The 12,909-nt window shown below is 44.3% G+C and carries 5 protein-coding genes; all 5 read left to right on the top strand.

Going from position 1 to position 12,909, the window contains the following annotated elements:
* Window positions 1-2: 2 nt before the first annotated feature.
* The 5 genes from metF (at window position 3) to HXT38_RS01935 (ending at window position 12,909) form a co-directional block, all read left to right on the top strand.
* A complete protein-coding gene (metF, locus tag HXT38_RS01915) occupies window positions 3-857 on the top strand; it encodes a methylenetetrahydrofolate reductase [NAD(P)H] (protein ID WP_410295825.1) in 855 nt (284 codons plus the stop codon).
* A 501-nt stretch (window positions 858-1,358) separates the two neighbouring features.
* Entirely contained in the window at window positions 1,359-8,981 is a 7,623-nt protein-coding gene (locus tag HXT38_RS01920) for a peptidase (protein WP_421791977.1), read from the top strand.
* A 92-nt stretch (window positions 8,982-9,073) separates the two neighbouring features.
* A complete protein-coding gene (locus tag HXT38_RS01925) occupies window positions 9,074-12,262 on the top strand; it encodes a bifunctional [glutamine synthetase] adenylyltransferase/[glutamine synthetase]-adenylyl-L-tyrosine phosphorylase (RefSeq protein WP_410297037.1) in 3,189 nt (1,062 codons plus the stop codon).
* Between the two features lie 81 nt (window positions 12,263-12,343).
* Entirely contained in the window at window positions 12,344-12,577 is a 234-nt protein-coding gene (locus tag HXT38_RS01930; protein ID WP_004119032.1) for a hypothetical protein, read from the top strand.
* Entirely contained in the window at window positions 12,577-12,909 is a 333-nt protein-coding gene (locus tag HXT38_RS01935) for a type II toxin-antitoxin system RelE/ParE family toxin (protein ID WP_004119033.1), read from the top strand. Before HXT38_RS01930 ends, HXT38_RS01935 begins: the two co-directional genes overlap by 1 nt.

Here is a 12,909-nt window from a genome sequence, read left to right on the forward strand (position 1 = left end):
CTATGCCGTATAAACCAAAGTTTTCGCTGGAAGTTTTTCCACCTAAGCGCACATCTCCTATTGGTACGATTTACGATACTTTGGATGGTTTGAAGGGTCTTGACCCGGATTTTATTTCGGTTACTTACGGCACTGGAAAGCTGCAGGATCGTACTGCTACTGCGCGTATTGCTCATACGATTCGCTCCGAATATGGCATTGACGCAGTTGCTCATTTAACAGCTCGCTACCTTGATTATGATGCTGTTGATGAAGCTTTGGAAATGTTTGATAATGCTGGCGTTTCCGGCGTTTTGGCTTTGCGCGGAGACGTGATTGCTGGCCAGGAGGCGGCAGGCGTTTTTGAGCACGCTAGTGACTTGGTTTCCTACATTCGTTCAAAGCGTCCGGATTTGCCTATTTTGGGCGCTTGCTACCCGGAGAAGCATCCGGAGGCGGAAAGTTTGCAAGCGGATATTGATAATTTGAAGCGCAAGGTTGATGCGGGTGTTACGCATTTAATTTCGCAACTTTTTTACGATAATGAGGATTTTTTGCGCTTCCGTGATTTAGCTCGTGCTGCCGGCGTTAACGTGCCGATTGAAGCTGGCGTGATGCCTGTTGCGAACGCTTCGCAAGTTAAGCGCATGACGAGCTTGTGTGCGTCTCGAATTACTTCGCAAGTTTCCGCAATGATGGATCGTTGGGGGAGTAATGCTGATTGCTTGCGTGATGCTGGCAGTATTTTTACTTCCCAGCAGATTAACGATTTAATTGCAGAAGGCGTGGATGGCATTCACTTGTATACGATGAATCATCCGGGTATTGCTCGAAGGATTTGGGCGAATGTGAAGCCGCTTTTTACGAAAATTGGGTAGTTGGAAGTAAGAATCGCTGATTTTTCTGCAGTAACTTTTTGAGCATTATCTCGTGAGCGTGCATGTTAAGTGCGCTTACGAGATAACTTTTATTTGCGTGACTGCGTGCGACTGAATATAAATGTATATCTATGTATAAATGCATAAAATAATTGCGTTTTATACTAAACATGTGTTTAGAATCACCATTAAAACTGTAATCTAGCTTACATTTGTTATGAAAGTTTTCGCCCCAAAAATCTGCTAAAAATGTTGGAATAAAGCCTCTGGGGGGGGGCTTCATAGGCTATACATTATAACAAATACGTTGCAAAATATTCGTATATTCGGTATTATTGAATGTAAATCTCAATAAAAGAGATTGCGCTTTTGAGAGCTGAGCAGAAGTTTCATATGTATTTGACCGTAGTTCGATCAGCGTTTGATTACTGCACAAAGCTCTTCACTAATAAATTCATAAAGACTTGTTCAGAGAGAATCTGGTATTCAAGGAGATACACAATGGCTAATTCAAATTCCGGAAGGCATGCACGCAAGGTTACATTGGATGCTGCAGTAAGTAATGCGATTGCTAAGGCTGTGGATGCACGCAAGGTGGCAGCATTTACGGTTGGAGCCGCTGGCGTGTTGGCTGGTGCGGCGTTCGCTTTTGGAGCAACTCCGGCAATGGCGGCGGAGAATGGTGCTGCGGCTGGTGCGGCTTCGGTTCCTGTTGAGGCTGGTAAGAAGCCTGGTGTTGATAAGAAGGCTGAAGCTGGTAAAAATGCTGATGCTAAGCCTGAAGCTAAGGAAGCTGATAATAAGGATCAGACTGAAGAGAAGTCTGCTACATACGAGAAGACCGACAATAATACTTTAAAGAAGGTTCACAAGGATAATAATAACAAGTCTAAGCTCGAACAGAATTTAACTAAGGAAAAGAAAGTTTCTACGCAGTCTGTAGCAAAGACTGATGGCACTGAGACTGAGCAGAAGACTGTGAACACTGAGTCTGTAGATAATAAGGTTACAGATATCACTTCTGCGGAATCTGGTGCAAAGAAGCTCGCAAAGCGTTCGTTAGAAAATAATCAACCTGATGTCACTGCGCCTGAAAATCAGGATCGCGCTTCTGATGGTGCAGCAAACCAAGATCCTAATAAAATTAATCCTGATACAACGGATACTGCTAATACCAAGATTGAAATTAATGAGAATAACGCTGGCACTATGCCGAACGTGTATGGCTGGGGAAGCTCAGACAATACATACAGCGTAAATGGCGAAAAGCACACTGTTACTTTCCACTTTGCAGCTCCAAAAGATGGTAGCAAGATTACCAGTATTGCTATTTTCCCTTCTAAGACAAATGGTTTCAATAATGCAAAAAGTGAGAGAGGTATTGATTTTTACTCGAAAAATCCAGACAAACACCAAGATTATTCTGGTGAATATATATTTACTGCTAATTCCGACGGATCTGCAACTCTTACGATGAGCACTCTTTTTAGGGATGGTAACCTTAATGGCGGTGCTGAGAAGTATACAGCCAGTCGTTCTATTTTCGTGTATGTAACTAAAGATGGTAGTAGTACAGAAACTATTGCATATAAAACGAATGTATTCCGCGCTGTAACGCTTGTTCCGCCAAAAACTTCTGGATCAGTGGTGCTGAAATATAATCAGCCTCTTACGGCAGAAAAGGTTCAAGCAGCAATTACTGAAGCTGGCAATATTGAGACGGCGCGTAGTGATAAGAAGTCTGTAAATGATCAGCTTTCTGGAACGTTTACGCAAAATATTAACGTAAAGTCTGAAGATGCTTACGACAAGACTACGTTTGAGGCTATTAATAAGGAAACCTCAGCTCAAGGCGCAACAAATAAAACTTATGTAACTGGAGCGAAGACGCTTAACACTTATATGGTTACGGATTTGGGCTTTAAGTCGCAAGCTATTCCGCTTACCGTTGCGCGCTACGATGATCGCATTGACAAGCCGATTGTGGAAGATCCGACTAATCTTTCGGCTGAAGTTAAGGAAGAAATTAAGACGAAGCTTGCCAAGATTAATGGCGTTACAGCAGATAAGATTTCGTTTGATGGAGATAATGCTGTAATCCATTTTGACGGCGTGGATGAAAAAGATGCTCCTAAGATTGCTCTGCGTGACCTTGTGTTGAAGAAGTTTACCGAAGATCAGATTAAGGTTCCTGCAGAAAGTACCGCAACTGTTATCTACAATCCACTCGCTTACTCTGATGCTGAGATTAAGAGCATTAAGAAGGCTATTTACGAAGCTAATAAAGACAACACAGAGCTTGGATTAAGCGCTACCGACTACGAGAAGCAGATTACGCTTTCGTATCTTACTGGCAATCTTACTGCGGCTGGTCATGCAAATCAGGGCATCTCGAATGGTCAGGCAGAAAATACTATTACCGTTAAGATTAAGACCGATAAAGCGGTTGCTGAGTTTAAGTCTGATGTAAAGGCTGGCAAGCTCACGCGTTTGGCGGATATTCGCAAAGATTACGACGTTTCGTGGAAGAATAATAAAATTGCCGGCCGCGACACCGACGAAGGCCTTTCGTGGAGCGAAGACCACAAGACCATCATTTACCGCTACGACCCAACTAAAGCAGAAGGGTTTGATACAAATAAGATTCTTAATTTGTTGAAAGCTACGCCGAAGGATGGCAACGCTGGTTTGCGCGAGCTTACTGGTGGCGAAGCTCTTGCTCATGAAGGCGATAAAGAAAACGCGCAGAAGTCGCATGTGGGCTACGTGATCGACAAGAACGGCCAACCTACAACTGAGTTGTCGCTCGGCAATATGAGCGGTGCTTATTGGCAATATAGTCAGAATGTTTCTAATTCTGGTGAAAATCTTGGCGATTCTGAATCGAATGCAGGATCGTATTCCTGGGATGAAGAAGCTAAGCCGGTAGTAGTTGCTGCTAAAGGAAACAAGGTATATAAAGCGCGCCTGTTTGTTTTGCCGTATGGATTGACGATGTATAGAAACATTTACATCGAAAATGGCAAAAACCCTGGGAATACGCCTAAGGCGATTAACGTTATCTTTGTGCCGCAGACGAATCATAAGACAAGTGATTTGAAGAAGTCGGTTGATGAACATAAGACTGTTGCTGTTGAAGGTAAGGATGTTTCAACGCAGCCAGCATATTACAACGCGTCGGATAAGGTAAAGAGCGAATACGATGATGCGCTCAAAGTTGCTAAAGCTTTGTACGAGCAAGTTAAAGATAAAAAAGAGTCTGACCTTACTGAGAAGCAAAAAGCCGATATTGACAATGCGACTATTAAGTTAGATAAGGCTCGTGAGGCTCTTGATGGTGATCCAACTAATAAAGACAGCTTGAACCAGTCGATTGAAGCCAACGGTAAGGCTAAGGAAGGCGGAACTGCTGCAGTAGCCGGTACTGTGACTACTGATAAGTATAAAAATGTTACTGAGCCTGACTTCAAAACTGCAGATGGCAAGGACGATACTGCCAAGAATACTGCTGCCAAGGCCGCTAAGGAAGCTTACGACAAGGCTCTCGAAGAAGCCAATACTGTAGCAGCGGACGATAACGCTCCTCAAAAGGATGTTGATGCTGCTAAGGCCAAGCTCGATGCTGCACGTAAGGAACTTGATAAGTACAGCACCAACAAGGATGAGTTGAATAATGCAATCGCTCAGCATGGTAAGGTAAAGACTGGTGATACGTCTAAGCAAGGCGAGGAGAAGCTCAAGACCGCTGACCCAGCATATCAAAACGCAACTGATCTTGAGCGCAAAGCATACGATGAGGCTGTAAAGAAAGCAAATGATCTTTCAGCTGATCCAACTGCTTCTCAAAAGGAAGTAAACGCTGCAATTACAGCTCTTGAGGCCGCTAAGAAGGCGCTTGATGCTAAGGCAACGAATAAGGCTAAGCTTGCAGCTGCTGTTCAGCAAACCTTCGACAACCCTGATCCTGATAATGCTAATGGTAAAAAGAGTACCTTCTATAAGAATGCTAAAGCTAAGTCAGAAAGCACTGACACGGGTGTAACGGAAGCACAGAAGACAGCTGCTAAGAAGGCATATGAAGATTATGACAAAGCTTTAGCAAAAGCTAAACAAGTACTTGCTAGTAAGGATGCCACTCAGAAGCAGGTAGAAGAAGCTGAACAAGCATTAACTTCTGCTGAAGATGCGCTTCATAAAGATTATGCAACTGATGCTAATGATTTGACGAAGGCTTTGGCGGACAATATTGATGGATATTTGAAGCCAGCATACTTTAATGCTTTTGATAAGGCACAAGCAGGCGATCAGAAAGCTAAGCAAGCGTTTAAGGAATATAACGAAGCGTATCAAAAGGCTAAGGAACTGAAGCGAAAGTTTGCTGAAACCGAAACGTCTAAACAGCCAACTGCGGAAGAAATTACAGCAGCGAAAGAAGCTCTTGAAAAGGCTCGTCAAGTTATTGACACGTATGCGACTGATACGTCTAAGCTGTCGGCGGCATTCTGGAATGATCTAGCTATTCAAAATAGTCCTGCTTATAAGAATGCAAAAGCACTTGCTGAGAAGCAGAATCCTACCGAGGAAGAAAAAACTCAGGTAGAAGCTGCTAAAAAGATAAAGCAAGCGTATGATGATGCGGTTGCTAAGCTGCACAAAGCATTTGAGAATAAGCTTGATAAGGATAAAGGGACGGATGGAACTGATATTCCTGTCACCAATATTCCTGATGCAAAGGGTGACCTGAACGATAAGGATTATCTCAAGAACATTCAGGCACACGAAAATGGCGAGCCGCTTGATAGAGATGTCACAAAAATTCTGAAGGCAATGAACGACGCATCTGCTCAATTAAACCAGTTTGCGACTAAGACGGATAAGCTGCAGGAATCTATTAACAAAGATTCGGATACTCGCCAAACTCCTGGATATAAGAATGCTTCAGTTCATAATTATTTGAGTGCTGATGGTAATGCTGATTCTGCTAAGAATACTGCTGCTCGTAAAGCTGCAAATGAGTATGGTGAAGCTCTTAACAAGGCTAAGGATTTGCTCAAGAAGTCTAGCGCAACGCAGGAAGAAGTGGACGCGGCGCTTAAGACCTTGGATGAGAAGCGCAATGCTCTTGACATGTACAACACCGACACTGCTAAGCTTGAAACTAGTGTCAAAGCTCACGGCTCTACAGATGGCGCTGCACCTACAGAAGGCACGCAAACTTCTGATGCGTATCGCAACGCTTCTGATCCTCATTTCTTAACAGCTGAAGGCAAGCCTGATACCAAGAAGAATGATGAAGCTAAGAAAGCTAAGAAGGCATACGACAAGGCATTAGTTGAGGCGCAGGAGCTTTTGAAGAAGCATGACGATAAAGATACGCCGCAAGACGCAAAGCCAACGCAAAAAGACATCAACGCCGCGCTTAAGGCTCTCGACGATGCTCGTACTGAGATTGAGAAGTATAAGACTGTTACTACTGATCTTGAGACAGAAACTAAGAAGTCTACTCCAGAGCATGCTGCTGTTACTGAAGGCGACTTCGAGAATACGCCTGAGTTCCAGAATGCTGATGCTAAGAAGAAGGATGGCGCTGACGGTAAGAAGGTAGACAATGATGATGTGAAAGCGTACAAGGATGCTTTGGCAAAGGCACGCAAGTTGGCGCAAGATAACACATCCAATACGCTCAGCGATCATCCAACTCAGAAACAGATTGATGATGCTCTTGAGGCCTTGAAGCAAGCTAAGCAAGCTATTACCGACGGCTATAAGACAAACGTTGATAAGCTTAAGCAAGCTAAGGAATACGCAGAAGATGTATTCAAGAAGACTCCTGAATACAAGAATGCTGAAGCAATCAAGGCTGACGCTAACAACGCAAAGCATGATCAGGCTGGAAAGGACTTGGGCGATGCTACTAAGCAAACTGGTTTTGAAGGTCAGATTGCTAAGATTGCTGAAAAGCTTAAGGATACTAGCAAGCTTACTCAGCGTGAGGTTGATGCGTTAGTAAAGCAGCTCAATATTGCTCAGAAGAAGATTGCTGACAGCTACAAGACCAACGTTGACAAGCTTAATAACGAGGTCGGTGATAAGGATCAAGACGGCAAGCCTGTAACTCCTAAGTTTGAAGAGTCGATTCCGTACAAGAACGCTCTTGAAAAGAAGAACGCTGGCGACGCTGATGCGACTGCAAAGCTGGAAGCTTACAACGAAAAGCTCAAGGCTGCGCAGGAACTCATCAACAAGGTGAATAATCCTGATCCAAATGTTGAAGCTGATAAACAGCCAACTCAAAAAGAAGTTGATGATGCTCTTAAGGCTTTGCAAGATGCTAAAAAGGCAATCGACGACAGCTTCGGTACTAAGATTGACGATTTGAAGACTGAAGCTGCGAAGTCTACTGCCGATACGACAGATCCTACTGCTAAGCCAACTGCTGGGTCATTTGAGAGTACTACTGAGTATCAGAATGCGCTTGCTAAGAAGACTGATGACGGCAAGGATAATGCTGACGTTACTGCTTATAAAGAAGCGTTGAAGAAAGCTAGGACTTTGCTTGAAAAGTTTGGTGATGACGGTAAACCAAAGCCTGGTGCTAAGGATGTTCCAACTCAGCAAGAAGTTGACGAGGCTCTTAATAATCTGAAGGAAATTAAGGATAAGATTACTAAGAACTACGTCACTAGCCCGCACGACTTGCAAGAAGAAGTTGATAAGTCTAAGGACGGCAAGGACGACACCAGCACCGACGTGTTCGAGAACACTCCAGAGTTCAAGAACGCGACTGCGAAGGGTGATGAAGCTGCCAAGAAGGCACTAGATGCCTACACCGAAAAGCTCAAGGCTGCCAGGAAGCTTCTTGATGCCTTTGATCGCACTACTGGCAAGCCAAAGGGTAAGCTTCCAGACGGCATGGATAAGGCTCCAACCCAGCAGGAACTTGACGCTGCTTTGAAGGATCTTCAGGATGCCAAGAAGAAGATTACTGACGGCTACAAGACTAATAAGTCTGATTTGAACACTGAGGCTGGTAAGGATTCTGATTTCACTAAGACTCCTGAGTATCTAAACGCTCAGGCTAAGGGTGATGATGCGTCTAAGCAGGCTCTTGACGACTACAAGAAGGCTCTTGAGGATGCGAATAAGGTTCTTGGTGATAAGAATGCTACGCAGAAGCAGGTTGATGATGCTTTGAAGAAGCTTCAGGATGCTAAGTCTAAGCTTTCGGATGGTTATAAGACTGATAAGTCTGATTTGACTGCTGAAGCTGGTAAGGATTCTGATTTCACTAAGACTCCTGAGTATCAGAATGCTCAGGCTAAGGGTGATGATGCGTCTAACCAGGCTCTTGACGACTACAAGAAGGCTCTTGAGGATGCGAATAAGGTTCTTGGTGATAAGAATGCTACGCAGAAGCAGGTAGATGATGCTTTGAAGAAGCTTCAGGATGCTAAGTCTAAGCTTTCGGACGGTTATAAGACTGATAAGTCTGGATTGCAGTCTGAAGCGGATGCTGATGCTAAGTTCCGTGATTCTGTATTATTTATGATTGGAATGACTGAGGATATTGACGCTTATAACACTGCTTTGTCTGAGGCTAAGCGTGTGCTTGCAGATCCGAATGCTACTCAGGCTGAGGTTGACGCGGCTTTGAGGAAGCTTCAGGCTGCTAAGGATAAGATTAATCACCCGTTTGGTATTGATAGTGGTGTTGGAAGCGGCTCTGGTTCTGGTGTTGGTTCTGGTTCTGCTGCTGGTTTCGAGACTACTGATTCTCAGAGTGCTTCGGTTGATAAGACTGCTTTGAGAGTTGAGGTTAATAATTCTGAAGCAGATTCTTCTACTGCATCTAAGGCAAATACTGCTGCTGCTAGAGCTTACGTGAATGCTTTGGCTGAAGCTAAGCGTGTGCTTGCAGATACTAATGCTACTCAGGCTCAGGTTGATGCGGCTTTGAGGAATCTTAAGAACGCTAAGGCTGCGTGGCGTAATGCTTCCGGTAATGCTAGTGGTCTTGCTAAGACGGGTGCTGCAACTGGCTTGTTTGCAAGTCTTGCCGCAGTCTTCTCCGGACTTGGTGTTGCAGGCGTAGCTTCTCGCCGTCGCAAGCACTCCAACGAGTAGTCTTGCGCCGTAATTAAGCAAATTCCCTCGCAGGTTATCTTCCGATAATCCGCGAGGGATTTTTGTACACCACCACAATGTAAAGTTGCGGTATGGAAAGTGCGAACATAACAGATAGTGCAACTACTGAAACCAACTGCAACGAAAGCAGCACGAACTCTTCCGCACTCACCTCAAGAAGCCTTATTAAAGCGGGCTTTGCTCGCCCGGATGCCGCACGTTGCGCAATGATGGCAATACGCAAAAACTGCAATAAAATATCGTTTGAAACACTACTAAGAAGCGCGCTTACAGTTGAAGATCCAGATTCTGCATTGCTTTCATTGCAAGATTTAAGTGAAGCATACCCCGAAATAATAAATAATATTTCAACTTCAAATTCGCAAATATCTGACTCATTAACAAGCCTAATGCAAGTATTAGGTGCGTCTAACGCGCTTGCAATGCTTATGCGCACAAGGCCTAATCTTATAAAAGCCGCAGCAAACGACCCGAATCATCTTTTTGCAATGACTAGGGAAGAGCGCGTAAAGGACTTACTCGAAGCAATACAAGCTTATACTGCAACAGTTGTTTCTTCTGAAAGCAGCGATTCCAACACAATTTACTTAACATCTCTCGGCTTTGCGCAAGCAGTTTCTGCGCTTCGTGCGCGCTATCGTGAGCATGTTGCTGCAATTATGGCAGCTGATTTAGCGAGCGCAGACCCTGTTGAAGTGCAGCCAGATATTAGTCGCAAACTTTCCGACGCGGCGGATGCTGTTCTAGAGGCAGCGTTGTCTATTTCGCGAGGACAGGTTACTGGTTCTTCCGCTTGCAGATTTGCGATTATCGCTATGGGTAAGCTTGGCGCGCAAGAAATTAACTACGTTTCCGATATCGATTTGATTTATGTTGTGGAGCCTGCGGATTTAAGCAACAAGCAGAATCAGGATGCTGCTTTGCGCGTTGGTGCTTCTATGGCAATGGTTTTGCAAAAAGTATGCCAGTCTGTGGTTATGGGCTCTGCGGAGCCTCCACTTTGGCAGATTGATACTGCGCTTCGCCCGGAAGGTAAGGATGGCCCTCTTGTTCGTAGGCTTGATTCTCATAGGGAATATTACGAAAAGTGGGCGAGCAGCTGGGAGTTTCAAGCGCTTTTGAAGTCGCGCCCTGCAGCAGGGGATGCGGATCTTGGAAAAGCTTATCGCGATATGGTCGAGCCGTTTATTTGGAAGGCTTCTGGTCGTGAGCATTTTGTAGCTGACTGTCAGCATATGCGTCAGCGTGTGGAGTCGCTTATTCCGGCTTCTCAACGCGATTTGGATATGAAGCTTGGTCGCGGTGGCTTGCGTGACGTGGAGTTTACTGTGCAAATGCTGCAGCTTGTGCACGGAAGTGAGGATGAGTCGCTTCGCGTAAGGGATACTATTTCTGCTTTGCAAGCGTTGGCTCAAGGTGGCTACGTTTCTAGGTCTCAGGCGGCACTTTTGGCGGAACATTACCGTTTTGAGCGCGTTCTTGAGCATCGTCAGCAAATGTGGAGTATGCATCGCACGCATTTGTTCCCAGATTTGGGTGCTCAAGGAAACGGCGGTTTGGATCGTGCGCGCACAATTTCTACAGAGCAGCTTAATAATAATGAGCAGATTTGCCGTCTTGCTCGTGCTGTGCGGCTTCGTCCGGAAGAGTTGGTTGCGCGTTTTGATAAAGCTCGTCGTGAAATTCGGCACTTGCATAAGGATATTTACTATCGTCCGATGCTTCCTATTAACGCTCAAACGGATGCGGATCCTATTGTGCTTTCGCCGGAGGCTGCTCGCGCGCGCTTTGCTTCTATTGGTTTTGCGGATGCTCGCGCAGCACAGTTGCATGTTGAAGCGCTTACAGAGGGGCTTTCTAGGGCTGCTAAAATTCATAGAATTTTGCTTCCGGCAGTGTTGAAGTGGCTTGGCGACGGGCAGAATCCGGATATGGGTTTGCTTGCGTGGCGGCGTCTTGCGGAGCGTTTTGGCGGAAAAAATACGTATCTTGGTTTTTTGCGTGATTCTCCTTCCGCAGCTCAGCGTCTTTGCCACGTTTTGGCGGATTCGCGCTATCTTGGCGACGCTATGATGCAGTCTATGCAGTCTATTACTTGGCTTGGAGACGACGAAGCGTTATCTGCGCGCGATAGGGCAAGTCTTGACATGCAAACTAGTGCAATGGTTGCGCGTTATGCAAGTAATATTGCGGATTTTGCGCAGTCTTTGCGCGCTCTTCGCCGGCAGGAAATTGAGCGAGTAGCTTTAGCTTGGATGTGTGGTCTTATTGATGACGATACTTCTATGCTTGCAATGAGTGATGTGTTTGATGCTATTTTAGATGCGACTTTGCAATGGTCTATGCGTGAAGCTGTGTCAGTCATGAATTTGAATGCTCCTCAAGCTGAAATTGCTATTATTGCTTTAGGTCGCTACGGTGGTAAAGAAGTAAACTTCTGTTCTGATGCAGATATTATGGTAATTTACAAGCCGGTTGGTGAAGATTGCGATTTAAACGCAGCTCACCGCTTTGCGCAAAAAACTGTAGATATTTTGCGTAATATTTTGCAAGGTCCTCTTACACTTGAACCAAAAATCATGGTCGATTTGGATTTGCGTCCGGAAGGAAAAGACGGTCCGCTTGTTCGTTCGCTAGAATCTTGCGAAAAGTATTATCGTCAATGGGCTAGCACTTGGGAGCATCAAGCGTTGTTGCGAGCGCGTTTTGCTGCAGGTTCTAAGGAGTTGGCGGATGCTTTGCTTAACGGAGTTGTAAACGAATTGCGTTACGCTGCAAATCCTCTTAGTGAATCTCAGCTTGCTGAAATTCGTAAGCTTAAAGCTCGCATGGAAGCGGAGCGTTTACCTCGAGGAGTTAGTAGGGACAGGCATTTGAAGCTTGGTCGCGGCGGTTTAAGCGATGTTGAGTGGACTGTGCAATTGATGCAATTGCAATATGCTTCAAAGCATGAATCTTTACGAGTAGTTGGAACTATGCAAGCGTTGAAAGCATTGCAATCTGAGCATTTTATAAGCGACGAGGATGCTGAAGTTTTAAGCCGCTGCTGGCATATGTGTTCTGCAGTGCGCAACGCAAACTTCTTGTGGTCTGGATCAATGGCTCGCGCAGATATTATTCCAACTGACTCGTATTCTTTGGGCGGAATAGCAACTTACCTTGGCTATGAGCCGAATCAGGGCCGCGTTTTTGAAAACGATCTTTTAGCAACCATGCGTCAGTGCCGCGAAATCATGTCTCGTCTTTTCTACGGTCGCTAATCATTTCATCTTTAGTCACTTTACATTTATTGTTGCATTATTTGTTTTAAGTTATAATTACAAGACGGGAGGTGATTTTTAATGAAAAATGCAGTAATAAGTAATGATGTAAAAGAAAGAGCTAACTCTTCAGTTTTTTATGCTGATGCTTCTGCACTTATAAAACAAGCAGTCAGTAGTGAAAATTTAGAAGAAAATGACGAATTATTATCTACTGATTTTGCTGCAAAACTTATGCATAGTTATAAGCAGTCAGTTTCTGGTTTAGCACGCCCATATGCGGATGTTTTTGCTGAGTTAGAAAAGGGCTTGTAATGAGTTCTTTTAATATTCTTGTTACTCAAGATGCAGAAAATGATTTAAAAAATATAAGAGACTATATTGCATCTAATATCTCTAAGAAAACTTCCGTAAGAATTATTAATCTTATTAAATCTAGTATTGAAAGACTGTCTCTTTTTCCTCAGTTTGCGCCTGCAGTCAAGTATGAGCCTTGGAATTCACTTGGCGTGCGTCGTATAGTTGTAAAGAATTTTCTTGTTTATTACAGAGTTGTTTTAGAAGAAAATACAGTTTATATTTTGAAGGTTACTTATGGTAGGCGTAATCAACAAACTGTATTGGAACAAATAGATTTATTGGATTGA

The organism is Gardnerella sp. DNF01157 (assembly GCF_049244225.1).
Classification (GTDB): Bacteria; Actinomycetota; Actinomycetes; order Actinomycetales; family Bifidobacteriaceae; genus Bifidobacterium; species Bifidobacterium leopoldii.

Excerpts from the sequence above, each read along its gene's own strand:
- metF (WP_410295825.1), top strand. The coding sequence starts at position 3 with ATGCCGTATAAACCAAAGTTTTCGCTGGAAGTTTTTCCACCTAAGCGC.
- HXT38_RS01930 (WP_004119032.1), top strand. The coding sequence starts at position 12,344 with ATGAAAAATGCAGTAATAAGTAATGATGTAAAAGAAAGAGCTAACTCT.
- HXT38_RS01920 (WP_421791977.1), top strand. The coding sequence starts at position 1,359 with ATGGCTAATTCAAATTCCGGAAGGCATGCACGCAAGGTTACATTGGAT.
- HXT38_RS01935 (WP_004119033.1), top strand. The coding sequence starts at position 12,577 with ATGAGTTCTTTTAATATTCTTGTTACTCAAGATGCAGAAAATGATTTA.
- HXT38_RS01925 (WP_410297037.1), top strand. The coding sequence starts at position 9,074 with ATGGAAAGTGCGAACATAACAGATAGTGCAACTACTGAAACCAACTGC.